The sequence below is a fragment of the Paenibacillus sp. J2L1-98 genome (assembly GCF_056269405.1).
In genome coordinates this window covers 35,052-58,536 of sequence record NZ_JBWDNW010000024.1, presented here as the reverse complement: position 1 = coordinate 58,536, position 23,485 = coordinate 35,052, and the positions used below count along the sequence as shown (strand labels likewise).

General features: G+C 47.5%; 24 protein-coding genes and 1 riboswitch. Of the genes, 1 reads left to right on the top strand and 23 read right to left on the bottom strand.

Features of this window, described 5'->3' with window-relative positions:
* Nucleotide 1 precedes the first annotated feature (1 nt).
* The 20 genes from secA to AC0YNZ_RS26465 all read right to left on the bottom strand — a co-directional run bounded on the left by secA (nucleotide 2) and on the right by AC0YNZ_RS26465 (nucleotide 17,130).
* Nucleotides 2-2,509 (bottom strand): preprotein translocase subunit SecA, encoded by a 2,508-nt coding sequence (gene secA, locus AC0YNZ_RS26560; protein WP_475829472.1) that lies wholly within the window; start codon nucleotides 2,507-2,509, stop codon nucleotides 2-4.
* 139 nt (nucleotides 2,510-2,648) lie between these two features.
* Nucleotides 2,649-3,194, bottom strand: a complete 546-nt coding sequence (gene hpf, locus AC0YNZ_RS26555; RefSeq protein WP_475829471.1) for a ribosome hibernation-promoting factor, HPF/YfiA family — start codon at nucleotides 3,192-3,194, stop codon at nucleotides 2,649-2,651.
* Nucleotides 3,195-3,477: 283 nt separating this feature from the next.
* The gene (locus tag AC0YNZ_RS26550) at nucleotides 3,478-3,675 is read right to left on the bottom strand and encodes a cold-shock protein (protein ID WP_028608231.1); all 198 of its coding nucleotides are present in this window, start codon (nucleotides 3,673-3,675) and stop codon (nucleotides 3,478-3,480) included.
* Nucleotides 3,676-3,816: 141 nt separating this feature from the next.
* A complete protein-coding gene (gene fliT / locus AC0YNZ_RS26545) occupies nucleotides 3,817-4,155 on the bottom strand; it encodes a flagellar protein FliT (RefSeq protein WP_475829470.1) in 339 nt (112 codons plus the stop codon).
* Nucleotides 4,115-4,540, bottom strand: coding sequence for a flagellar export chaperone FliS (gene fliS, locus AC0YNZ_RS26540; RefSeq protein WP_475829469.1), 426 nt, complete (start codon nucleotides 4,538-4,540; stop codon nucleotides 4,115-4,117). Before fliS ends, fliT begins: the two co-directional genes overlap by 41 nt.
* Before the next feature lie 11 nt (nucleotides 4,541-4,551).
* Nucleotides 4,552-6,348, bottom strand: coding sequence for a flagellar filament capping protein FliD (gene fliD / locus AC0YNZ_RS26535; RefSeq protein ID WP_475829468.1), 1,797 nt, complete (start codon nucleotides 6,346-6,348; stop codon nucleotides 4,552-4,554).
* 28 nt (nucleotides 6,349-6,376) lie between these two features.
* The gene (locus tag AC0YNZ_RS26530; RefSeq protein WP_475829467.1) at nucleotides 6,377-6,790 is read right to left on the bottom strand and encodes a flagellar protein FlaG; all 414 of its coding nucleotides are present in this window, start codon (nucleotides 6,788-6,790) and stop codon (nucleotides 6,377-6,379) included.
* Between the two features lie 119 nt (nucleotides 6,791-6,909).
* Nucleotides 6,910-8,043 (bottom strand): flagellin N-terminal helical domain-containing protein, encoded by a 1,134-nt coding sequence (locus AC0YNZ_RS26525; protein ID WP_475829466.1) that lies wholly within the window; start codon nucleotides 8,041-8,043, stop codon nucleotides 6,910-6,912.
* Nucleotides 8,044-8,181: 138 nt separating this feature from the next.
* Nucleotides 8,182-8,406: a carbon storage regulator CsrA gene (gene csrA, locus AC0YNZ_RS26520; RefSeq protein ID WP_475829465.1), complete on the bottom strand. Its 225-nt coding sequence runs from the start codon at nucleotides 8,404-8,406 to the stop codon at nucleotides 8,182-8,184.
* Between the two features lie 12 nt (nucleotides 8,407-8,418).
* Nucleotides 8,419-8,811 carry a flagellar assembly protein FliW gene (fliW, locus tag AC0YNZ_RS26515; protein WP_475829464.1) on the bottom strand — a complete coding sequence of 131 codons (393 nt, stop codon included), beginning with the start codon at nucleotides 8,809-8,811 and terminating at the stop codon, nucleotides 8,419-8,421.
* 111 nt (nucleotides 8,812-8,922) lie between these two features.
* The gene (locus AC0YNZ_RS26510) at nucleotides 8,923-9,489 is read right to left on the bottom strand and encodes a DUF6470 family protein (protein WP_475829463.1); all 567 of its coding nucleotides are present in this window, start codon (nucleotides 9,487-9,489) and stop codon (nucleotides 8,923-8,925) included.
* 11 nt (nucleotides 9,490-9,500) lie between these two features.
* On the bottom strand, nucleotides 9,501-10,460 hold the full coding sequence (flgL, locus tag AC0YNZ_RS26505) for a flagellar hook-associated protein FlgL (protein ID WP_475829462.1): 960 nt from the start codon (nucleotides 10,458-10,460) through the stop codon (nucleotides 9,501-9,503).
* A 27-nt stretch (nucleotides 10,461-10,487) separates the two neighbouring features.
* Nucleotides 10,488-12,047: a flagellar hook-associated protein FlgK gene (flgK, locus tag AC0YNZ_RS26500; RefSeq protein ID WP_475829461.1), complete on the bottom strand. Its 1,560-nt coding sequence runs from the start codon at nucleotides 12,045-12,047 to the stop codon at nucleotides 10,488-10,490.
* Nucleotides 12,048-12,065: 18 nt separating this feature from the next.
* Nucleotides 12,066-12,569: a flagellar protein FlgN gene (locus AC0YNZ_RS26495; RefSeq protein ID WP_475829460.1), complete on the bottom strand. Its 504-nt coding sequence runs from the start codon at nucleotides 12,567-12,569 to the stop codon at nucleotides 12,066-12,068.
* An 8-nt stretch (nucleotides 12,570-12,577) separates the two neighbouring features.
* Entirely contained in the window at nucleotides 12,578-12,844 is a 267-nt protein-coding gene (gene flgM / locus AC0YNZ_RS26490; protein WP_475829459.1) for a flagellar biosynthesis anti-sigma factor FlgM, read from the bottom strand.
* Between the two features lie 112 nt (nucleotides 12,845-12,956).
* Nucleotides 12,957-13,373, bottom strand: a complete 417-nt coding sequence (locus AC0YNZ_RS26485) for a TIGR03826 family flagellar region protein (RefSeq protein ID WP_475829458.1) — start codon at nucleotides 13,371-13,373, stop codon at nucleotides 12,957-12,959.
* Between the two features lie 113 nt (nucleotides 13,374-13,486).
* Complete coding sequence (locus tag AC0YNZ_RS26480) at nucleotides 13,487-14,380, bottom strand: ComF family protein (protein WP_475829457.1); 894 nt, start codon at nucleotides 14,378-14,380, stop codon at nucleotides 13,487-13,489.
* Between the two features lie 58 nt (nucleotides 14,381-14,438).
* A complete protein-coding gene (locus tag AC0YNZ_RS26475) occupies nucleotides 14,439-15,614 on the bottom strand; it encodes a helicase-related protein (RefSeq protein ID WP_475829456.1) in 1,176 nt (391 codons plus the stop codon).
* A complete protein-coding gene (locus tag AC0YNZ_RS26470) occupies nucleotides 15,568-16,545 on the bottom strand; it encodes a hypothetical protein (RefSeq protein WP_475829455.1) in 978 nt (325 codons plus the stop codon). Before AC0YNZ_RS26470 ends, AC0YNZ_RS26475 begins: the two co-directional genes overlap by 47 nt.
* Before the next feature lie 123 nt (nucleotides 16,546-16,668).
* Complete coding sequence (locus AC0YNZ_RS26465) at nucleotides 16,669-17,130, bottom strand: hypothetical protein (protein ID WP_475829454.1); 462 nt, start codon at nucleotides 17,128-17,130, stop codon at nucleotides 16,669-16,671.
* 251 nt (nucleotides 17,131-17,381) lie between these two features.
* A riboswitch (cyclic di-GMP riboswitch) is annotated at nucleotides 17,382-17,465 on the top strand.
* A gap of 31 nt (nucleotides 17,466-17,496) precedes the next feature.
* Between AC0YNZ_RS26465 and AC0YNZ_RS26460 the strand changes: the two genes are divergently transcribed.
* The gene (locus AC0YNZ_RS26460; RefSeq protein ID WP_475829453.1) at nucleotides 17,497-18,561 is read left to right on the top strand and encodes an LPXTG cell wall anchor domain-containing protein; all 1,065 of its coding nucleotides are present in this window, start codon (nucleotides 17,497-17,499) and stop codon (nucleotides 18,559-18,561) included.
* 122 nt (nucleotides 18,562-18,683) lie between these two features.
* Here AC0YNZ_RS26460 and AC0YNZ_RS26455 read toward each other — a convergent pair whose 3' ends face one another.
* From AC0YNZ_RS26455 to AC0YNZ_RS26445, 3 genes are all read right to left on the bottom strand, one after another.
* The gene (locus tag AC0YNZ_RS26455; RefSeq protein WP_056635867.1) at nucleotides 18,684-19,412 is read right to left on the bottom strand and encodes a response regulator; all 729 of its coding nucleotides are present in this window, start codon (nucleotides 19,410-19,412) and stop codon (nucleotides 18,684-18,686) included.
* Nucleotides 19,413-19,419: 7 nt separating this feature from the next.
* The gene (locus tag AC0YNZ_RS26450) at nucleotides 19,420-20,580 is read right to left on the bottom strand and encodes a sensor histidine kinase (RefSeq protein ID WP_475829452.1); all 1,161 of its coding nucleotides are present in this window, start codon (nucleotides 20,578-20,580) and stop codon (nucleotides 19,420-19,422) included.
* Between the two features lie 76 nt (nucleotides 20,581-20,656).
* Nucleotides 20,657-23,368 carry a stalk domain-containing protein gene (locus AC0YNZ_RS26445; protein ID WP_475829451.1) on the bottom strand — a complete coding sequence of 904 codons (2,712 nt, stop codon included), beginning with the start codon at nucleotides 23,366-23,368 and terminating at the stop codon, nucleotides 20,657-20,659.
* Nucleotides 23,369-23,485 lie beyond the last annotated feature (117 nt).

Below are 23,485 nucleotides of genomic sequence, written 5' to 3'. Positions count from 1 at the left end.
CTTACTTGCCGTGGCACAGCTTGTACTTCTTGCCGCTGCCGCAAGGACAAACGTCGTTACGGCCTACGCGATCCTCGCGCTTCGCCGGACGCTTCTCTACTGCTTCTCCGCCGCCGCTCGTCGTCGTCGTTTGGCCTTGAGCTATCTCTTGACGCTCCAGATTGCTTTCCACGCGAGCCTTCATAATGTATCTTGCGACTTCCTCTTGAATGTGCTCAATCATTTCCTTGAACATCTCGAAGCCTTCGAATTGATATTCGCGAAGCGGATCTGTGCCGCCATATGCGCGTAAATGGATACCTTGACGAAGCTGATCCATCGCATCGATGTGATCCATCCACTTGCTGTCTACCGCACGAAGCACAACGACCTTCTCGAACTCGCGCATCGTTTCCGGCCCAAGCTCTTCCTCGCGCTCATCATAAGAAGCAACGACTTCCTCGTAAATGTAGTCGATGATCTCTTCCTTCTCTTTGCCCCAAATCTCTTCTTTGGTCAAAGAGCCTTCCTGCAGGAAGGTTGCATGCGCATAATCTACGATCGCCTGCAAATCCCATTCCTCCGGAATATCCCCTTCGCAGTGCGCTTCAACGATGCGGTCGATGACCGGCTTAATCATGTCCATAACTTCCTGGCGGATATTCTCCGACCCAAGAATATCGCGGCGCTGCTTATAAATAACCTCACGCTGCTGGTTCATCACATCATCGTATTGCAAAACGACTTTCCGAATGTCAAAGTTGTTGCCCTCAACGCGCTTCTGCGCCGATTCAATCGCTCTTGAGATCATCCGGCTCTCGATCGGTTGGTCCTCATCAAGTCCAAGCTTGTCCATCATGCCCATAATATTTTCCGAACCGAAGCGGCGCATCAGCTCATCCTCAAGCGACAAGTAAAACTGCGAAGAACCCGGATCTCCTTGACGTCCCGCACGACCGCGCAGCTGGTTATCGATCCGGCGGCTTTCATGGCGTTCCGTACCGATAATGTGCAAGCCTCCAAGATCATGAACCGATTCGCCCAGCAAAATATCCGTACCGCGGCCAGCCATGTTCGTTGCAATTGTCACAGCGCCAGCTTGACCTGCGCGCGATATAATTTCCGCTTCCTCGGCATGGAACTTCGCGTTGAGCACCTTGTGCGTCACACCTCTGCGCTTCAGCATCTCCGATAGCTTTTCCGAGTTCTCAATGGATATCGTACCTACGAGCACCGGTTGATTTTTGCTGTGACGCTGAACGATCTCTTCAACAACCGCTTTAAATTTACCGTTTTCGGATTTGTACACAACATCCGCAATATCCTTACGAATCATAGAACGGTTTGTAGGCACTTGAATAACATCAAGCCCATAAATACGCTTGAACTCTTCTTCCTCCGTTTTCGCTGTACCGGTCATACCTGCCAGCTTGCGATACATACGGAAGTAGTTTTGGAAGGTGATAGTCGCAAGCGTCATGCTCTCATTCTGAACCTTCAGCTGCTCCTTCGCTTCAATCGCTTGGTGCAAGCCATCGCTATAGCGGCGTCCCGACATGAGACGGCCGGTAAATTCGTCGACAATGACTACTTCTTCTTCCTCGACAACATAGTCTACATCGCGCTTCATAATAAAGTTAGCTTTCAGCGCCTGCTGAATATGATGGTTTAGCGTCACATTCGCATGGTCGAACAAATTCTCGATTTGGAAAGCTTTCTCGGTCTTCTCGACGCCTGATTCCGTCAGCATAACGCTGCGCAGCTTAATATCAATCGTGAAATCCTCTTCGGGCTTCAAACGGCTTATAAAGCGGTCAGCGGCAAAATAAAGCTCTGTCGATTTAGCAGCTTGTCCGGAAATAATAAGCGGCGTCCGCGCTTCATCGACTAGAATGGAATCCACCTCATCGATAATGGCAAAATAAAGCGGGCGCTGAACCATTTGTTCCTTGTAAAGCACCATATTGTCACGCAAATAATCGAATCCGAATTCATTATTCGTACCATACGTAATATCGCATGCATAGGCTTCTTGCTTCTCATCATGCGACAAACCGTGCAGGTTGCAGCCGACTGTCATGCCGAGGAAGCCGTACAGCTCTCCCATCAGCTCGCTATCACGCTGTGCCAGGTAGTTATTGACCGTAATAACGTGAACGCCTTTGCCGAGCAGCGCATTCAAATATACAGGAAGCGTCGCCACGAGCGTCTTACCTTCACCCGTTCTCATCTCCGCAATCTTGCCTTCATGCAGAACCATACCCCCGAGCAGCTGCACGTCAAAATGACGCATGCCAAGCGTACGCTTGGATGCTTCCCTGACCGTTGCAAAAGCTTCGGGAAGAATTTTGTCTAATGTCTCGCCCTTTTCAATTCTTGCTCTAAATTCCTCTGTTTTAGCGCGCAGCGCTTCATCGGATAAAGACGTAAATTTCGATTCTATCGCATTTATTTCATCTACCGTCCGTTGGAGCCGTTTTACCTCGCGCTCGTTATGGTCACCAAATATCTTCTTCACTAATCCGAGCATGGAATTCCCCTTTCGTAATGACGCCTCTTTGCATTAAATTGTATCAGTTTGTCGACACTGCCGCAACGAGGGCGCTTATAAAAGAAAAAGCCTCTCTCCGTAAAGGAGAAAAGGCTCGTCATGTTAAGTATAATTGCTGCTAGCCTTGCTCAATTAAACCATATTTGCCGTCACTGCGTTTGTATACAACACTAATTTCTTTATTGTCTACATTCGAAAATACGAAAAAACTATGTCCAACCATATTCATTTGCAAAATCGCTTCTTCTACGTCCATAGGCTTAAGAGCAAAGCGCTTAGTACGTACAAGCTCCAGATCATCCTCTTCCTCAAGAACGCTCACTGCTGATCCGTCCTCTTTGAACAAGGTGCGTACGCCGCTTCCTTGACGGAATTTACGATTTACTTTGGTTTTATGCTTACGAATTTGTCGTTCGAGTTTGTCCGCAACCAGATCGATCGATGCGTACATATCCTCGCTTTTCTCCTCAGCTCTGAGCATGACGCCGGTGAGTGGAATAGTCACCTCAACTGCATGTTTCCCTTTGGTGACCGATAGTGTTACGTTAATGTCGGAGGTGATTGGTGCTTCGAAATATTTGTCCAATCTGTTGAGTTTCTTTTCGACGTAGTCTCTCAATGCATCTGTCACTTGAAAGTGTTGACCTCGAATGTTGTAGTTCATGGGGAATTCCTCCTTTACATGGACTTATTATAACATATGTAAGCGCTCATAGTAAAATAGTTTTTATTTTATTTGGAATATTCAGATTTATAATGCATAGATGAAGTAGACATGCCACAGCAGCAAATAAAAGTTTTTTTCCTGAAGCAAAAATCCGGGTTTTCATCTACCGGCACTACAGCTTCCGTATCCGGTTAACAAAAAAAAGCCCCGGATACCCGGAGCTTTGTGTCATTGATTGTTTAGTGATCCAAAATATAGGTTGGCTGGATCAGCCGAATAATTACAATTTAACTACGTTAGCAGCTTGTGGTCCACGAGCGCCTTCAACGATATCGAATTCCACGGATTGGCCTTCTTCAAGTGTTTTGAAACCTTCGGTTTGGATAGCGGAGAAATGAACAAATACGTCGCCGCCTTGCTCAGTCTCGATAAATCCATAACCTTTTTCTGCGTTAAACCATTTAACTTTACCTTGCATGTGCAAACATTCCCTTCATCTTCAAATACTGTGAGGCATCTCATTGTATAACCCACAATTTGACTATAACACCCACTTCACGGAATTGTCAAACAATTTATTGTAAGCGAATTCATTTGAGGTATAAAGGGGGATTTCGGCTTATCGTTTTGTGTCGAAAAATAAACTTTCGTCTCCATATGAGCCTGACTCATACATCGACTTGGAACGTTTCCCCCGATTGATTTTGTCCATCTCTTGAGTTGCTTCATTGCGCAGCTCCGTCATTCTGCCGGTGATGACGGTGTCCATCTCCGCAATACGCAATACTTGAGGGCGCAAAGCTGCAGCTTGATCAGGAGAAGGATTAAACTGCTGAAGTTCAGCAAATATTAAATCCCGCTCCTGCATATAGATTTCAATATCCTCAAGCCCGCAGCTGCTCAATCGATCCTTTAGATTAGACGACAGATGAATGAGTTGTTTTAGGAGTGCTTCCACTCGCTTGTCCCGCTAACTGATTGTATTGTTTGGCAGCTTGAATCCAGGTTTCCTTCAGGTCCAAAAGATGGGCTAACACTTCTTCGGCTGGTTCTATTATTTTCTTCACGTTTGCTTCGAAAAGACGGGTATTAAAATACTCATATAAACGAAGCAAGTTGTCGGCCATCGGGGAATTGCGATCTATTGTAATGATAAATTCATTAATGATATCTTGAACCTTTAACAAGTTCGTGTTTGCGTCTGGATAATTCTTTTCTTTTATCGCTGCAATGCCCTGGCGACAAAACCGAATAGCTCCATCGTAGAGCATAATAAGCAGCTGCGCCGGTGAAGCCGTCTGAATCGTTGTTACTAAATATTTATTGCGTTGCTGTAATTGCATGCTGTAGCCTCCTATGAGCTAAATTGCTGGGTTAGCCATGCGCTTTGAGAGTTCATTTGGCTGAGATAGGTTTCCATAGCTGTGAACTGCTTGTAGTAGCGTGTCTCCAGATCATCTAATCGTTCAGCTAGATTCGACAATTGCTTCGTTAAGTGAATATTTTCTTTACCCATTAAATAATTGGTTTCGACTGAAGTTGTAGAGCCTGCTCTCTCCGTAATTTGACTAAAGAGTGACGACGCTTTGTCGTACAATCGTGTTGCAATACCGTCAGTCTCAACGGTTGCTCCATTTGTAGTAAACAAAGCTATAACTTCATCCGGATTATCAGTCAGTGCCTGTTTCAATTTTGTCTCGTCGATATATAGCTTTCCACGGTCTGCATAGGAGCCAGTGATCGTAGAACTTTTTATATTACTATTTGAAATACCAATTTCAGATAGACTTTTCAATTGTCCTACTGGGAGTCCGCTCACTGATTCGGATAATGCACGGCGGAAAGAAACTAATCCGCCGGTTAATATTCCATCGTTTGCGAGCATACCGTTTCTAGCACGCTCTTCCCACTTCTTAATCTCATCATCGTCCATATCCTCGCGCTGTGTGTCAGTTAACGGCTGATAGTCACGATCCCGTTTCTCTATCACTTCTTTATTTACTTCATCAATAACTGAGTTGTACTTCTCAACAAATTTCTTAATGGTGTCAACAACGGTATCAACATCCTGAGATACACCTATATCAACAGTGGTGGCACTTACCTGCTTGGCATTAAAAGTCATGCCTACAATTGTAAATGTGTTAGACTCATATTCCGCTTCAATGCCGTTAAAGAGGACTTTAGCATTTGAGCCTGTAACACTCTTAATCGAATTTTCTACAGTCATAGCGTCGAGGCCCAACGCGTTTACTACAGCATTACCTTGATCATCCGAGTAAAGCACTGTTTTGGTCGTATCTCTGTTATATATCGATAGTTCCCCGCTGCTGTTTAAATAGACATTAATTCCAGCCCCATTCAAATCACTATTCATTTGGTCTACTAAATCTCCAACGGTCGTGGTATTGGTGACATTGAAGTTATAATCAACATTGTCATAATTAACTGTGAATACGGACGTGCCTACCAATGCCCCATTGACCAGCGAGCTTTCCGATGCAAAGCTTTGTGCTCCATCCTTAGCTTCTATACCAATAATATTGTTTATACTTTCACCATTCACTAGTTCTAAATTAATTTTTGATGTCTCTCCCGTTTTCGAGGAGGTAAAAAACAGTCTATCCATTGTCGAATCATAGGAAGCTTTGATGCCTGTAGATGCCGATTCGGTGTTAATTGCCGTAACGAGCTGCCCTATCGTATCACTTGTTTTTATAGCTATTGATTTTGCGCCTTTCTCCCCTGTGATGGTTAATTGGGTATTACTGACCAAGCCTAGACTACCAATCGTCTTGTCGCTGCTAGCGGCGCCCGCCAAATCCCCTGAGGTTAAAGAAGCCGATTTAGCCAGCTTCTCGATTTTGAGCGCATATTGTCCTTCATTCGCTGCGGCGGAGCCTGTTACCGATACGATACTTTCTTCTGATGATGATACCTTCTTTGCTAAATAACTTGACTCCAGCTTCATATCAAATGCAGCGTTGCGAAACTCCAATATTTTATTATTCAATGTGCGGTAATCATCACGTTTCCATTCGAGTAATTGTTTCTTCTGCGCCAGCTTATCCATTGGAATTCGCTGTGCTTTCATAAGCGACTTAATAATCTCATCGGTATCCATACCTGAAGAAAGACCACTTACACGCATGATTTACACTCCCTCCATTTAATAGAAGCTAACCTTTTTCATCAATTAATATCCCAGCCATCTCCCATAATTTAGCAACAAAATCCAATGATTTTTCAGGCGGGATTTCTCGGATTACCTCTCCCGATTCACTATCGAGCACTTTAACGGCAATCAATTTCGTTTTCTCGTGTATCGAAAACTCTAGACTTGTCGCCTTGCCTTGCATGGCTTTGATCGCCCTCTCAATCGCTTTTACAATCTGTTCGTCACTGACAGTGTAGTTATCTCCGCGCAGCTCCGCCTTTTTAAGTGCATCTACATTCGTGAAAGTAGAAATTGCTTGTAGAGAATGAGGTGCTGTTACAAGAACAGGATCCGTAACCGGTTCAAACGATTTGCTTCCTGAAACAACACGATCAACAGATCCGCTCGATCCTGCAGCCGATGTATGGATATTCATCACAAATCAATCCTCCAACGTATGTTTTACTTTATTTATCGGCTATGTACGATCAAATGATTAGAAAAAATAGAAAAGAGACCCTAGGAATACTAGGGCCTCTCCTTGTTTGTTTAAGATTAACGAAGCAATTGCAGAACGCCTTGCGGCTGTTGGTTCGCTTGTGCCAACATCGCTTGAGAAGCTTGTGCAAGGATGGAGTTTTTCGTTTGCTCCATCATTTCTTTCGCCATGTCTACATCGCGTACACGGGATTCAGCTGCAGTCAAGTTCTCGGATGCTGTGCTGATGTTGTTGATTGTGTGATCTAGACGGTTTTGGTATGCGCCCAATTTGGAACGCTGTGCAGATACCGTATCAATTGCATTTTGGATCGTAGTCATTGCTGCTGCTGCGTTAACTGAAGTAGATACACTAACACCAGTTGTATTCAAAGATGTAGCAGAGCTATCAATTTTGGAGATGGAAATGCCTAGTTGTTGAGCCGCTTGATCTTCAGATCCAATTTGGATCTTAACAGCAGCAGCTGCACCAGTAATTACTGTACCAGCAGCACCACCACCCGCTACGGACGCTGCAACGCCAGCAGCCGTTTGCGAGCCGTTAAGTCCGATTTTGATGCCAAACTTATCAAAGTTCAGTACGCCAGCTGCTCCGTCTGCAACGTTAGTTACAGTTTGAGTGCCTGTCGAACCAGTAGTATCAGTCAACGTGTAGCTGCCTGCACCAGAAGATGTGATTGTGTATGTGTTACTTCCCACCGCGCCGCTAATATCAATCGAAGTTACACCAGCGCTACCTACCGCAAGACCCGATGTAGCAAGCTGAACCCCAAAAGTACCCGCCAATAGTGTTTGACCGTTAAATTTAGTTGAAGTGGAAATACGATCGATCTCACTGTTCAATTGGGTAATTTCATCGCCAATTGCTGTTCTATCTGTAGCGGACAAAGTGCCGTTAGCACCTTGAGTTGCAAGTTCGTTCATACGCTGCAAGATCGAATGCGTTTCGTTCAATGCGCCCTCAGCTGTTTGGATCAACGAGATGCCATCTTGAGCGTTACGAGTCGCTTGCTCCAAACCACGAATTTGTCCACGCATTTTTTCGGAGATCGCAAGACCAGCAGCGTCATCACCAGCACGGTTAATACGAAGACCCGAAGAAAGCTTCTCGATAGACTTGCTTTGGTTAGCTGTGTTAGTAGACAACTGACGGTGAGTGTTAAGTGCTGCAATGTTATGATTAATACGCATGGATATTTCCTCCCTGAATTTTCGAATTTCCGCATCCTTGCGGAAGCTTACGGATGTAGGTCGGCCGCCCTACCCTCCGTGCTACTATTTATATCGGCAATTCATTCCATTTGTTTATAGTTCTTTTTAAAAAAATGGTTATTTTTTAAATAATTTTGATACTTCATCAATTGCGATTGGATTAGTTGCTGCTGCACGGTTTTCCTCTTGAATCGCCATGTAAATTTCTTTCCGGTAAATATCCACTTCCCTTGGCGCCCTAATGCCTATTTTGACCGTATCGCCTTCAACTCCAAGCACGACAATCTCAATATTGCTGCCGATCATGATGGATTCATTACTTTTTCGGGATAGAACTAACATTGGATTGCCTCCTTAAGCTCTAATGAGCGGGGCGCGCGAGCTAAAATGGTTCTCGTGAAGGATCAGCTGCTTCCCTATTTTTTTATTTTTATTGAGAATAAGCGGAGCCATCAAATTGATTGTTGCTTGCATAGGTTCTGAAGGAATCGTAATAATTGACCATATCTCTATATCCGCTTCAGTATGAATGAATAGTTCTTGCTTTGAAGATTCCGATAATTCCCACTCATATTCCGGATATATGAAAAAGGGACTAACGATTAGAAGAGAGATCTCTTCATCCTCAATGGATTTCATAAACTTCATCGGCAGTTCACCATCGACCTCAGAGAACGTAAACTGGTGCAAATGCTCGAAGCCAGGAATGCCATATTCGAAATGATACACAATAGATTCGATGCTCAAAATAAAACCTCCTCATAATATAACCCCGTTCTTACAAATAAAACTATAGACCACGTATAACGGATAGGTTACACAGATGGTCTATAGTTTGATTTCACCGGAATTCCTCTATTACATAAGCTCATTAATCTGCGGTGGTATGATTTCCACCTTTGGGTATTGGCTCATATAGATATCAAGCTTTCCGCGTTCATAATGATGGGTAGGCCGATTGACTTCCACATTCAGATTGATATGACCCGGTGTTGTATCAATGGACAATTCACCCGGGGTATAGGTTATATCGACGTTATCGTAAGAAGCTTCCCCCCTGAAATCAAATTCAGGGTAAGTACGCTGCCAATCACCGGCCATATCTGCAATCGGATTGCCTCCCAAATGAATATCCGCCATTCGATTGCCATTATCGACGATTCGGGCGAGTCCGCGCAGCGCCATTTCAGAAGACATAGAATAAATTTTACTCATCGTCTTCAAATTATCGCCTATCCCTAGCGCATCCCATGCGAGATCCTGATTAATATCAAGCTGTCCTTTCGAGGTGGAAAAATGCTGCTCTGGCTTAATCTGTTCCATCTCAACTGTGGCTTGGGGCTGCTGCTGCTCTTGTTTCCCGATATCTGCGTCTATTTGAATTTTTGCGTACTGCTGTCGAATTTGAATTTGGGGAATTTGCATAATGTCCGCTCCTATCTTAAGAAGTCAACCAGACTCGGACGAATAATCTGTGACCCTACTGACAAGGATGCTTGATAAACATTCTCTTCCGTCTTCATGTTCGTAATGACCTGTGCCATATCTGCATCTTCCGTCTTCGATTTAACGGTTTGGAGATTAATATTGATATCGTTTAATCGATTTTGAATGAGTTCAACTCGATTCATCTTCGCACCAACTTCCGCGCGCTTCGTTAACATCGTGTTCATGCGGGTATCCACTTGCCCTATTAAATCAGATACCCCTTCCTTATCGCCTGTCGATAACGTATCGTAAGCACGGCGCAAAAGCTGAAATATGTTGTCGCTTCCTGTATCACCTTCATTGCTTATAGGATCACCGAACACTTCGTTCCCCGTAATGTTTATCGCCATGCTCATCCCGGAAGACAATTCATACTTAACTGAACCGGTATCCGAAGCTACATGATATGCCTTAAGCACCGGTGGAGTAGCCAGAGGATCAGCCATTTCTTCAAGGGTCATCGTAGGATAAGGCTGCTCAACCGTATTTTCACCATTGAATATATATTTGCCGCTAAATTGACTATTCCCAATTCCGACCATTTGATTGTACAGCTGTGAAATTTCAGTTTTAATGGCATCCAAGTTCGTTTGCTCCAAGGTTCCATTAGAACCCTGCACCAACAACTCTTTGAAACGCTGCATAACATCACCAGATTGACCGATTATCGTATCCGTATACTCCAGCATCGATATTGCCGAACTTACGTTGTCTGAATACTGATCATTCGAATCAAGCTCACTGCGATAACGAAGTGCGAATGTAATTCCGACTGGATCATCTGAGGGTTTATTAATCCTCATGCCCGTCGAGAGCTGGTTTTGCATATTGTTCATGCGCCCCAGGTTGTTCGTTATGTTACGCAGCATCTGCGTATTCATCATCGATTGTGTAACGCGAAATGACATAACCTGTCACCTCCATTTTCTTAAAGTTTATAGACCTACCCGACCCATTCCGTTTATTACTTTATCCAGCATTTCATCAATCATTGTCATATTTCTTGCGGCCGCATTGTATGCATGCTGGTACTTAATCATATTGGACATCTCTTCATCGAGCGATACGCCGCTGACCGATTGCCTACGGGATTCCACTTGCTCAACTATGATTTGTTGATTTGCTTGCATGCGTGTCGCTTCTGCCGCTTGTACGCCAAGCTGACCGACGACGGAACGGAAATACGCGTCAATTGTGTTCATATCCTCGCCTGCACCTGAATCAAAGTCTAAACGGGTGTCTCTCATTTGCGAGAACAAGACAGCTAACGAATTGTTACCGCTTATTACCGTTTCTGAGCCGTCTGCATTTATAGTAACGCGCATCGAAGATGCAATTAAATTTGAATTAGCTGCAATCGCCGGATTTAGAGTGATATTGCCCGCGGTTAAACCGCTTGTATCACCTGTGCTGTCTGTAAAAAAAGGCAAGCCCGGCTCCTGTCCGGCTAATGAATATCCCAGCTGATGCAAGCCGTTCAAGCCATTGACCTTAACGGTCAAATCATCGGTCAGCGTACGGTCCGCCCCTGTGTATGTCACCCCATTGATAATAGTGCCGTCAGGCAAAACCGATCCTTTGGGCAGCGTGACTTCAAATTCACCACTCGCCATCGTTTGAACCATTTTATTTAGTTCGCTTATGTAGCCATCAACGAAATGATCTCTCGAAAGAATAGTACCGTAAATCGTTCCGCTATTCAGGTCGCCCGAATCAAATGCAGTCGTTATAGCTCCCATATCCAGCGTACTCGAAGTCGTTCCTTGAACAAGCTCCGTACCGCCCATCGTAATTCTATAACCGTCTGCCTGATCTACTACCCGGATGTTAACTAGCCCTGAGAGCTGATCGGTAAGCAAATCCCGCTGATCCTTCATATCGTTGGCACTGTCGCCTAAACCTTCAATCCTGCGAATCTCGCTATTTAGCTGAGCGATGCTTGAAGTAAGCGAATTGACGGTGCTCAGATTGATCTCAACATTTTCCGTCAAGTCATCCTTCAAATCGGTAAGCTGCTTGGAAGCATAATTAAAAGCATCCACCATAGCCATCGTCTGCTCCATAACAACTTTCCGGCCGTCGGCATTTTCCGGGTTTTTGCTCAAATCGGACCATGAATTCCAGAAATTCGAGATCACTGTTCTTAAGCCCGTATCGCTTGGCTCATTTACGATGCCTTCCAGCTTCTCCAACGTATCCAGCTGTACAGTAAAATTTCCATGCGATTTATATTCATTGCGGTATTGATTATCGAGAAATTTCTCTCTGATACGCGTAATAGCGCTAGCCTCGACACCCGTACCAAGTTGACCAGCCGCGGCCGATTTCGTGAATCCAACGGCATCTATCGGCCTTGAAGCAGTCATATTTACAACTTGGCGCGAATAACCGGCTGTGTTAGCATTCGCGATATTATGTCCGGTTGTATTCAGAGCCGATTGCGTCGTAAATAAACCGCGCCGCGCCGTTTCCAACCCATGAAATGTTGATGCCATAGCAGTTGACCTCTCTTCTTAAGTTCTCGTATTAAACCGACTGTTGCGATTATAGGCCAAACCCTGCACAGCCCGATGATAAGTCGCCTCTTCCTCAGCCTCGCCGAGCAGCAAATCCTGCGTGAAATGCAAATGCTCCAAAGTCATCCTAACGAGCTGCTGATTGAATTCATTAATATCTTGAAGCTTCTTAAGAGCAGCCGATAACTCATGCCATACAACCTGAAGCTGCTGCTTCTCATTGGCATGGTAAACAACCTGTATGAGTTTCTCCATTTTGAAGGAACGGTGACTAGTCAGCTTTTGATCCAGCATATATTTTCCGATCAGAAAGATTCGCCGTTGCTCAAGCTCCAGTATACGCTGAAGACTCTTCTTCTCTTTGCCCGATATATACGAAAGAGTCTCCACATTGTTTGCGGTAATGGCCGTTGTCTTCGCATTGCCGTATTCAATTAGCTGCCGGTGCTCGTCTAATAGCTCTTGCAAAATCATTAGAATTTGCCGGATGTTTTCATTCATTTAGATGACTACTCCTTCAGATAGGGAAGCAGCTTCTCGGCGATCTTGCCGGCTTCCACATGATAGGTGCCCGATGCTACCGATTTTTTCAGCTTCTCAATATGCTCTATTCTGTCCGCTCCGCTTGCTTTACTCGTGTTCAGCATCTCCTTGGCAGCAGCAGAAATTTGAACCTCGTCCTTCTGCTTTGCTTTTCCTGTTCCGCCTGCTCTGGATTCCACCTGCTTCTGGTACGGATTAAGCGCGCCTATACGATTCGTCTTGTTTATTTTCATTTTTTCCACCTCATTATTTACAAAAAACTAAAAAAGCCGACTACCTTTACAAGTATTATCGGCTTCAGTCAAGTGAAATTTTATAGTCATGTTCATATTAGCATGAATTCGCTTATTTATCTTTGTATCTGTCAAGACCTTTGTATGCTCCAAGCGCTTGTTTGAAGCCTCTTAATTCTTCATTTCTCGCTATGTCTTGAAGCATTTGCTTCTTGTCCTTCTCAAGGCGTTCTCGGCAGATGTCACAAATATGATTTTCGCGGATAATCGTTCCGCAGGATTCACAAGGGTACCCCATATTCGGCGCATTAACGATAGAAATACGGCCCTCGCGGATGAACTTCGTAATTTGCTTGATCGTAACTCCGGTAGCTTCTGATACCTCGGTAATAATCGAATTTTTGAACTCACGCAAATAGTTTGCACAAAGCTCGTACTCTTTATCGATTTCACGAATGCAAACCGGACATACGTCTCTAAAGTTTTTGGCAAAAAGCTTACCGCAGCGTGGACAATTATCTAAATTCATCGCTCTGTGCCCCCTTTTTCGTCGAATCTAGTCAACTTTTATTTCCATTTTAATCGAAAGCGCTAACTTTTTCACTATGAATCTATTACGCAGCTGGACGGTTCGTTGATTAATCAGGAACGAGCCCAGGTCAAAATATATATTTCCAGCGGAAGCTCCACATGTCGGTTCAATTGCCCGGAACAGGCATTTGCCGTGCTTCCTGTCGTAAAAATATCGTCTATAAGAAGGATGCGAATGACTTCACGGCTTGGCTGGGCTGTGCCGAAGGAGCTAAGCGCATTTGTATGCAGCATGCGAAATGCTTCAGAATTTACGCTAAAAAGAGATTTTGTATCCCGCATTCTCTCCGAGCGCGTCTTGAAGCTTTGCTTCTCCGAATGTCGGGAACGGATGAGCAGATGCATGAGCGGCAAGCGATAGCGCCTTGCAATATGGCCCGCAAGCTGCTCTGCCTGATTAAAGCCCCGGTCGATCGCCCGCTCCTCGCTGACGGGAACATAAGTGACAGCGTCCCAGTAATCCGCGCTCCTCCATTTTGCTTTGGATTGGTGTCCGCTTTGCGTGCTGAACCGCCGGGAAATTTCAGCAGTCATGGCCTCGAACGTTGGCAGCAGCATATCCCCAAGCAGCGGGGCTAGCTGCTCGTTTCCCCGGTATTTATACAAGGCTAGCATCGCCCTCATCGCTTGGTTATAGTAAACAGCGCTGCGGTTGTATACGAATGACCGATGCGGACTGCGTATGCAGTCTTCGCATGGGATGCCGCGCCCGCATTTGAGACAGGCAATGCGGGTAAGCCACGGTATTGCGGAGAGACATGCCCCGCAAAGGGAATGTCGAAGCTGGGCGGTCAGCTTCGCATGGTTATAGTTGGCCGCGCTGCGAGCCTCGTTTTGCGGTTTGCCGCATAGGAGACATGCGGCCGAACGGGGAGCTAGCAGCTGCGCTGAAGCGGTGAAAGCGGATTGGATACGCTGTAACCAGTTTTGCGGCGAGACCTTCACTTTAGCGAGCCTCCTTTGCCGGCGGGAAGCAGATAGCCTTGCTTTCGGGCTATTCGATTCATCGTTTGTGTACGGCTGATAGCTGTGAACGGCTGCGCTCACGGCTGCAAAAATAGACGCGGCCGAACGGATCCTCTGCGGACCGTCCGGCTCTTCCTGCCATTTGGACCAAGGATGCCTCGTCGAATAGCCGTCCATCCGCATCCAGAATGTAGACGTCACTTTTCGGAATGGTGACTCCTCTCTCTAATATCGTTGTCGTAACCAGCACCCGAATCTCCCTCGCGCGAAAACGCTGCACCTTATCCGCCCGCTCACCATCCTGAGAGGAGGTTGCCGCTACAGCCGAATGCTGAAGCGCTGCTCGCAGCAAAGCAGCCACCGGTTCGGTTTGTGCAATTTGCTGCACGAACACAAACAGCTGCGCCTCGCGATGAAGTGATGCTTGCATGGCAGCTAACAGCTTTGGCGGCAGCCTGCGCTGCTGAAGCATTTGTCTCACAGCTGAAGTTTGGAGAAGCTTCGGCACAGGCAGCGGATGCCGATGATAACGTACGGGCACTCTGGCATGCGGAAGCTTGCCGCGTTTCGCTGCCCGCTGCAGCTCGCTTGGCGGCGTAGCAGACAGCAGCAATCGGGCGGCACCCGGCGCGCAGCTTTTATCCGCCGCATAATGGAGAATTTTGTCGCCGTGGTATGGAAAGGCGTCGAGCTCATCAACCACAACCAGATCGAAGCCTTGATAGAAGCGCAGCAGCTGATGAGTAGTTGCAAGCGTGATGTCTCCGCTCTCCCATCGCTGTGCGCTTCCCCCGTATAAGGCCACTACGGAAGCCGCGGGAAAAGCTTGTCGAATGCGCGGGTCAAGCTCAATCACGACATCGCGGCGCGGCGTTGCAATAAGCGCCTTGCCGCCCCGCAGCAGCACTGATTCTACGAGCGGAAAAATCATTTCCGTCTTGCCCGCTCCCGTAACCGCCCAGAGTAAAAAATCTCTTACCTTGGCGGATTTTCCCGTTGAAGAGAGAGCCGGTTCAGCGGATTGCTCCTCCGCGAACTGCAGCGCCTTCGCAGCTGCGTCTGACTGTGCCGGGCTAAGTCGCCATTTATTAAGCCGCTGCTCCAATGAAAGCTGCATAACTTGCTGCTTAAGGCAGCTTGGCTCCGTCCTCCCTCCAAACTGCGCATCATGCTGCCCTACGACGAGCAGCTCGCATTCCCGGCTCCGCCCCATCCCAATGCACGCCGAGCAATAGGCGCACAACCGCCCGCACGCTGCACATGCCGTGCGGTGCATATACGCCTCGCCACTCCCGCAGCGAAGACAGCTGCGCTCGCGCCTGCGGCGCCCCAAAGCGTCCAATCGCCCGCCATTTCCGGCTGCGATTGATCCGCTCAGGCGCACCCGCCCCGAGCAGCGCGGCAAGCTGGAGCACTCCGCTCCACCTTGCTGCGGCGCCGGGCCCGCCCGCGTCAACTAACAGGGCGTGCGCTTCGCTGCGCAATAGCGCACGTCCCTGCATGACCTCCGCGGCAAGCTTCGCCCCTGCCGCGATCTCTCCCAGCTCCGCATCGCTAATTGCTCGCCCCCTATCTCCGCCCCGCTCCCGCCCATCACCCGCGCGGCCCGCTCCCCCTCGCTCCCGCGTCTCTTCCGCTCGCCCCCTATCTCCGCCCCGCTCCCGCTCATCACCCGCACGGCCCGCTCCCCCTCGCACCCAGTGCTCCACCAAACCAGACAAGCCGGCTCTCCCCATCGCAGTCTGCCGCTGGCGTCCACTCCCCCGCCGCCACCACAATCTCCTGCCGGCAGCTTTCCCGTCATTTCGCCCCTCGCCCTTTGCCTCCTCAGCACAAGCGAGCAGAAGCTCTATCGCCTCACAGCGGTCAGCTATACTTCCTTGATCGATCTGGCCCGTATCTATAGCAGTCTGTTCTCCTCTTCTCCGTATTAGCTCCGCTTCCCACAGCTCCACAGCACGGCAAGCATCGCCAAGCGGCAGCGGCTCCTTTAATAGCCAGCCCGAATCGGCAATCGCCTCATTTAAGCTCCCTGCTTTGCCAAACCCGCCATTCATCCAAAAATGCTTGTCCATATCCGGGTCAATCGTTACCCGGGCTTTCCAGCACCCGCGTACTTCCACAACATACACCTGAGCCCTCATCGACTATCGCTCCCCCTCGCCTTTTTCCACTTATATTTCAAACGAAAAAAAGCACACCCAACAACGCAGTCTGCGTCATTGAGTGTGCTTCACTCCAAATATTGATCTTCTTCAAAGTATATACTAAAATGGCATTTTCGACAAATCCGACGGATTTTGCAAATCAACCAGCACCGCATGATCGGAATGCGATACGATTCCTTCTGCCTGCAGCATCCAAAGCAGCTGGGTACCATCCACACCCGTCATTTGTGAATGCTTATTGTCCTTATTTTCTGTTGTTGGAGTATCTTCTGCCAGGTGCACACTGACCTCCTTGCCACCTCTAGCCAAACGTTCAACAATAGCGAGCGTCTCATCCGTCACGCCACGGTTAACAATCGTAAGACGAACATCCTTGCCCATTCTCCGGGAAAAAGAAAAAAACGAACGCACGTACCATTCCATATTTTTTTGCCGGACGTCCGCTACGAGCACGTAATGCTTGCTCGATTGCTGTCGTCCGCGCCAAATTCGATACGCCAGATGCACCGACAATGCAGCCAGAACATAACAGCCAACAACAAAAAGCAGAAGTTCAAACATGGCGGCCACCTCCTCTTTGTGACACTATATGCCACGAAGCGCCCACTGGTTCCGCAATAAGGGGACAAGGGTGACAAAATGTGCGCCATTCCCACAAAACATCTCTTTCTCATCCACAAACAGCAGTCAAAATGCGACAAAGAAACACCCTTGAGCAATTTACAGTATATGTTATCATTTTACTACGTATCCATGCATATAAACGTATGTAAGCATAGAGAATGGGGAGAAGGTGACTTCACGCATTCATAATAACTAGGGGAAGCGATGAAGTATAATCTGCATCTGGACACTTGGATTATACGGAGCTAGTAGTGTAACCGGCCCTCTTAGAACACGACCAACTATCTAAGAGGAGAGTGAACGATGAGATACTTAAAAAAGCAGTTTTCTTTCAGCATGGCCATAATGTTAATTCTCTCGTTAACCCTGGGATCGTTTGTTATGGCGGAAGGCGAAAACAATTCAGCTGCAAATCCATCAGTCGCCCCGGCGGCTAATAGCTGTACGCCCATTTCTGCTGACCGCGCACACATTGTCGCGAACAATTTGAACAGTATCGTTGATAATGGAAACAGTACCGTTACCGCAACCTTCAGAACGACCGAGAATTGTGTGCAGGTTAGTGTCTCTACATACATCTTCCCTCCCGGCACTATACCGAACAGCAACGGAACTCCTTATCAGGACCAGATCCATTATGACGGCGAGACCAACATCTATCCGTTGCCCGGCACCTATTCAGTCACCCTTGACATCCCGGCTTGCGCTCCTTATCAGGCGGATATATACAGCGGTCCTGAGCAAATTCAGCTAGGCTCCGGCGGTCACGGGTCGACGATTGTAGCTTGGAAATTAATGAGAGAGAACAATTGCCCTACTCCTACTCCTACGACAACACCTACGCCTACGCCGACCGTAACCCCAACACCTGAGACTACACCTACGCCTACGCCGACCGTAACCCCAACACCTGAGACTACACCTACGCCCACGCCGACCGTAACCCCGACGCCTGAGACTACACCTACGCCCACGCCGACCGTAACCCCGACACCTGAGACTACACCTACGCCCACGCCGACCGTAACCCCGACACCTGAGACTACACCTACGCCTACGCCGACCGTAACCCCGACACCTGAGACTACACCTACGCCTACGCCGACCGTAACCCCGACACCTGAGACTACACCTACACCTACGCCAACACCTGAAACCACAACTATTGTCGAGATTGATGATGATGAGCCGCCGGTAGGCGGGATCGATGATGGCCAGGATACCGTAATCGATGTGGCAGAGGAGCAAGTTCCGCTAGATACCCTGCCAAAAACAGGCGATTCCAGCCCGCTTCCTTACTACCTCATTGGCGCCTTCACCCTTACGGCCGGGTTCCTCTCGCTCCGTAAGCAAAGGAAAAGACGATAAAAGATGATATGAGGCCGATATCTTGATCACTGTCTTTCTCATATTCACATACTTTGTCTCCAACAAGCGCGCACGCAAAAATCCCGTATCAGCTGATACGGGATTTTTGCGTAATATATGAGTTACAGCGTAACCCAACCGTATTTGATCGATTGAATAACAGCTTGCGTACGGTCATCGACTTCCATCTTCTGCAAAATGCTGCTCACATGGTTTTTAACCGTTTTTTCACTTATAAATAAAAATTCCCCGATGAGCTTATTGCTCTTGCCTTCTGCCATAAGCCTTAGCACTTCTGCTTCGCGCCGCGTTAACGGACTTTCATCGCCCGCAATGAACTTGACGCCCGGCTCCGCCGCCGCAGCAGCTCCTGATACGATCCCCATCTCGTCCAAATAAGTCATGCGGCGAAGCTGATTAATCAGCTTGCCCGTTACTTTTGGATGGATATAGGCATGACCTTGAACGACAGAGCGAATAGCGTTAATAAGCGATTCTGCCTCCATATCCTTCAATAGATAGCCGGTAGCCCCTTTGCGAAGCGTTTCAAACACATAGCTCTCATCGTCATGGATTGACAAAATGATAACCTTCACGTCAGGAAACAAGCTTTTCAAACGCTCAGTCGCGACAACACCGTTCTCGATCGGCATATTAATATCCATCAAAACAATTTCAGGAATCGTATGATTGCAAAATTCCATAACTTGAATGCCGTCTCCGCACTCGCCGATGACTTCAAGATCGTCTTCCATATTCAGAATCCGCTTAAGTCCTTCACGAAACAGCTGGTGATCATCCGCAAGTAAAATTTTGATTGTATTTGCACTATTTGCAGGTTTCTGAATCATCATCATCTTACTCCTTTCTAGATTCGGCAGTTGTAGGTATATCTATCATAATTTTCGTCCCTCTACCGGGAATTGAGTCTATTTCCATCCTTCCCTCAATCAGCTCAACACGCTCTCTCATCCCCACCAATCCAAAGTGTGCGTTTCGGCTGGCATCCTGCTCAATTAATTCGCTCTGAAAACCAACGCCATTGTCCTGAATAATGAGTGAAATATGTTGTGGCTGATAGTTAATTTCGAGCAATACATGAGTAGCGCTCGCATGCTTCAAGGCATTGGTAAAAGCTTCCTGAACCAGGCGAAAAATAGCCGCTTCCATCGCAGAGGGCATTCGCGCCTCTTTACCGTTAAGCTCGAATACGGTATTTATTTTCGTTTTCTCTTCAAAATCCTGCGTGAATTTACGAAGAGTCGGCACAATTCCCAAATCATCCAATGCCATCGGACGCAAATTGAATATAATTTTGCGTATCTCCTCCAGACCGGAACGGACCTGTCCTTTTAAATCTACTAATTCTTCCTGTACCATTACAAATTCCTGCTTGATAAGCATCCGTTCTGCAATTTCTGTTCGAAGGACGATATTGGCGAGCGATTGAGCCGGGCCATCATGAATTTCTCTGGCGATCCGCTTCCGTTCTTCCTCTTGCGCCAATATAATTTTCAAGCCCAGCATCTGCCTTGTTTTGGCAGATTCGATGATCCGGGTAACCTGGTTCAGGTCCCCGGCTAAATACTCCAGCACGACATTGATTTGCGATGCAATCGTTTCAGCCCGCTCGATCGAGTTTTCCACATTACGGACACGTTTTTGCAAATCATCACGACGCGCCTTTAAGTAAGACTCCTTCTCGCGGTAAACCATTAAATCCAGCTGGATTTGCGTCGCTTTCTCATAAGCTGATTTAATATCCTCTTCCTTGTAGCGCACGAAATCCCGGCTTACTTCCGTGAGCCGAATACGCGCACGGCGGTAGTCCTGCTCAAGCTGGTCGACCTTATCGATCGTCTTTACCGTTTCCTGAAGCACGATCTCAAGCTCCTGCTCGAGCGACTCCAGCTCCGTACGCGCCGACTCACATATTTCATAAATCTGGTATTTGCTGTCTTCCATCACTGTAATTGTATTTTTAATAACTCGATTTAAATCACCTGTTAGGTGGTCCACGACAGATCGGCAACCTTTCTCTCTTAAAGGTTAATCTATTCTATCATACCACAGATTGGACATCTTTCGTCCATCGTTAATCGATGGTAATCTTTTTCACTATACTGTCATACCCAACCTTTAATCCTAGCTTCTCCGAGAATAAGCGTACAGGAATTAAGGTGCGGTTGTTTCGAATGATCGGAGCCACCTCTGAGGATTGAAGCACGCCGTTTAAAATAAGATCCTTTTGGCCAAGCGTCATTTCCATCAGCTTATTGCCTCGCAGCACCGTAACCTGCCCCGTATTGCCGTTAAATAACAGCTTGTCTCCCATTGCATCCGACACGAACCGAACCGGCACATACGTCGTTCCATTCAACACAATTGGCGCCGAATCCAGCGTAATTGCTTTTCCGTTCACGGTAGCGGCTGTCTTGCCTACAATCATTTCAACCTTTGTCTTCGAATCTGCCCCTACGTAAGGCGGATATTGCAGCTTCATATTATCCAGTCCAATCGAACCAGATGCCGAGCGCTCATCCTGTCCCTCGGCAAGCGTCACAACGTAAATCCGCTTCAGCTTAACCGGGAATTTCATTCCTTCGGACGATAGATTTACTTTCACATTTTTCCAGCCGGTAAAATCAAGCTGCTTCGCTAAATCTAGATAATGCGACTTTCCGTCTGCATCAATAAACTCTGCGCGCACCCAATTCAGGCTGTTATCTCCGTATAGGTCTACCGTCATCGAGGTAGGCGAGCCTGCTATCGCGCGTCCGGTTGAATTAAACACTGCATACGATGCTTTCGTCCCGGTGCCATTCGTGAAATCATAATCCAGTTTCAAAGCCTTCGCTGAGGTTTGGCCTGGAAAATCGGATACCAACTTCACACTGCCTGTAGTCGTATCGGCAGGTGTAACCTGGGAAGTAATCGGATAAGTCGATTTCTCGAAATCTTCGAAGGTGCTGACCGCTTCCCCTTGCGTGAATGGAATCATGGCCGGATAACCGTCATAGCGGGCAATCGCGTAGCCGGTGCTTGTTCCCGCATTAACCGATTGAACGGTTAAGCTATCGCCCTGCTGTACTGCGGTGAACCCGATAAACTCCCATTTTACGGAATCGCCGCTAAGTTTATAGGTATTGCCGTTCTTCAGCTTCACGGTAAGCGGAACGGAAATGACGGCTCCCTTTGCTAATACGCCGGCTGCCGTATCTATGGAGAGCGAAGCAATCTGATCCTGTCCGATAACCTCGACCTCATGTTTGGTCGATATTGCGCCTGACTTAACGCTGAGCGCCGTTTTTCCAGCCTTAGCCGCCGTAAACTCGCTGCCATTGAAGTTTCCAATCGCCTTCTCCGTGCTCCATACTGCCGATGCATTGTCCACTTCAAACGGATTGTAGTATGTATCATAACCCTTTATCGAATAGGAAGACTTCTGTCCTATAAACATGACCTTGGCACCGCTCACGACAATGCCTTTAAGCGCTCCTTTTGGAGCCGTTGTGAATAGGCCTATTCCGTTTGCAACGCTCCGCTGCGTGGAGCCATATTGCGTCGCATGGGCAAGCTGCAAAGCACTGCTCCCCAGCGGACGCTCGATCATCGTCGTCGATCCGCCGCCATCAAGGTTGACGCCTTTATATACGCCCAGCTGCAGCATAATCTGCTGAAGCTCCTTCAAGCTGACACCCGTATTGCTTCCGTTACGCTCACTCGTAACGAGATAGATTTTCGTTCCGTCCTTTGAGTAACCGACTGAGGAACGAGAAGTATAAGAGGAACCGCTGACTCCCGTAATATCACGGGAAAAGGACGCAGCTGCTCCGGCATTGACCAGCAGTGTATGTCCGCCGGCCATCATTTCGAAGGATGCAGGATCTACCTTTGCCCCTGTCGTTTGAGACACTAGCGAGTAGTCCGCAGTGATAGGCTCTCCAATCCGCAGATGCTCCTTCACATAATTAGCCGCAAGGCCATGCGTACGGAGAATGTAACCACCCTCTGGCGCCTGTCCCGCGATCGCCTTGTCGATCGAAATCTCTTCGATAACCCCATCCCGAACCAACACTTCCGTAGGCGTGGTACCGGAATTTTTCGGGCGCTCTGCCCCGCCCCAGGCACTAGTATAGATATACATCATATTCACATGACTATAGGTAGAGCCTGTTGTTTCCGGACTATAGGCCGATTGATTGAGGCCCTCAAGCGGGAAGGTCGAACCATCTGCCGCCGTCACCAAGCCTTCAAAAGAGTAGTTATCGATCATTGGCTTGCGATCCTTCGAAACCGAGAAAGCATACATTCCCTTTAGCTTGGCAGGGCTTGACATGAACATGCCGCTTGTAACCTGCCCGCCAAGGGGCGCACCTTCATTGCCCATTACGAATACGTCCGCATTAATGGCGGCTACTGCCCCGTTTTCTTTTGACATATTAAGAATGGTGTTTACTTGACCAATGCTATTATTCTTCCCGCTCATCGCATTTAAGGATACATAGGGATTCGTTAGATCGACTTCAATAACATGGACAGCGGTTTGAGCCTTCGAGCTGCCGCGCGTCGTATGAAAGACATAGTCCAGCCGTTTAGCCCCTGCTGTAATGAACGATTGCTGCGACAGCTTTAATACAGAATCGCTGGCAGCTGCCTCTGTTGACTCTGTGACTGCCTTCAGCCAGCTTCCAGGCAGAATCAATGCCAGCGGCTGCACGAGCAATGCTCCGCCTAACGCAACGATAATGACCCGCTTCCCCAAGCTTTCTGTCTGCCGTTCGATAATATTTTGAACCTTACCCATTAGATTAACAACTCTCCCATCATTTTATCTAATAGTTATAGACTACGGGAGTAGTAAAAAAGTTCCGTCTGATAGATGAATACTATCGTTCTCTTATAGTCGATAGATATCGTCTAT

Bases quoted from the DNA above. Each gene is read 5' to 3' on its own strand.
- AC0YNZ_RS26460 (WP_475829453.1), top strand. From the start codon at position 17,497: ATGAGATACTTAAAAAAGCAGTTTTCTTTCAGCATGGCCATAATGTTA.
- AC0YNZ_RS26465 (WP_475829454.1), bottom strand. From the start codon at position 17,130: ATGTTTGAACTTCTGCTTTTTGTTGTTGGCTGTTATGTTCTGGCTGCA.
- fliD (WP_475829468.1), bottom strand. From the start codon at position 6,348: ATGCGTGTAAGTGGTCTTTCTTCAGGTATGGATACCGATGAGATTATT.
- AC0YNZ_RS26550 (WP_028608231.1), bottom strand. From the start codon at position 3,675: ATGCAAGGTAAAGTTAAATGGTTTAACGCAGAAAAAGGTTATGGATTT.
- csrA (WP_475829465.1), bottom strand. From the start codon at position 8,406: ATGTTAGTTCTATCCCGAAAAAGTAATGAATCCATCATGATCGGCAGC.
- AC0YNZ_RS26445 (WP_475829451.1), bottom strand. From the start codon at position 23,368: ATGGGTAAGGTTCAAAATATTATCGAACGGCAGACAGAAAGCTTGGGG.
- fliS (WP_475829469.1), bottom strand. From the start codon at position 4,540: ATGCAATTACAGCAACGCAATAAATATTTAGTAACAACGATTCAGACG.
- AC0YNZ_RS26475 (WP_475829456.1), bottom strand. From the start codon at position 15,614: ATGGGGCGGAGCCGGGAATGCGAGCTGCTCGTCGTAGGGCAGCATGAT.
- AC0YNZ_RS26495 (WP_475829460.1), bottom strand. From the start codon at position 12,569: ATGAATGAAAACATCCGGCAAATTCTAATGATTTTGCAAGAGCTATTA.
- AC0YNZ_RS26485 (WP_475829458.1), bottom strand. From the start codon at position 13,373: ATGAATTTAGATAATTGTCCACGCTGCGGTAAGCTTTTTGCCAAAAAC.
- AC0YNZ_RS26455 (WP_056635867.1), bottom strand. From the start codon at position 19,412: ATGATTCAGAAACCTGCAAATAGTGCAAATACAATCAAAATTTTACTT.
- flgL (WP_475829462.1), bottom strand. From the start codon at position 10,460: ATGTCATTTCGCGTTACACAATCGATGATGAATACGCAGATGCTGCGT.
- hpf (WP_475829471.1), bottom strand. From the start codon at position 3,194: ATGAACTACAACATTCGAGGTCAACACTTTCAAGTGACAGATGCATTG.
- AC0YNZ_RS26470 (WP_475829455.1), bottom strand. From the start codon at position 16,545: ATGAGGGCTCAGGTGTATGTTGTGGAAGTACGCGGGTGCTGGAAAGCC.
- AC0YNZ_RS26510 (WP_475829463.1), bottom strand. From the start codon at position 9,489: ATGCAAATTCCCCAAATTCAAATTCGACAGCAGTACGCAAAAATTCAA.
- secA (WP_475829472.1), bottom strand. From the start codon at position 2,509: ATGCTCGGATTAGTGAAGAAGATATTTGGTGACCATAACGAGCGCGAG.
- AC0YNZ_RS26525 (WP_475829466.1), bottom strand. From the start codon at position 8,043: ATGCGTATTAATCATAACATTGCAGCACTTAACACTCACCGTCAGTTG.
- flgK (WP_475829461.1), bottom strand. From the start codon at position 12,047: ATGGCATCAACATTTCATGGGTTGGAAACGGCGCGGCGCGGTTTATTT.
- flgM (WP_475829459.1), bottom strand. From the start codon at position 12,844: ATGAAAATAAACAAGACGAATCGTATAGGCGCGCTTAATCCGTACCAG.
- AC0YNZ_RS26530 (WP_475829467.1), bottom strand. From the start codon at position 6,790: ATGAATATCCATACATCGGCTGCAGGATCGAGCGGATCTGTTGATCGT.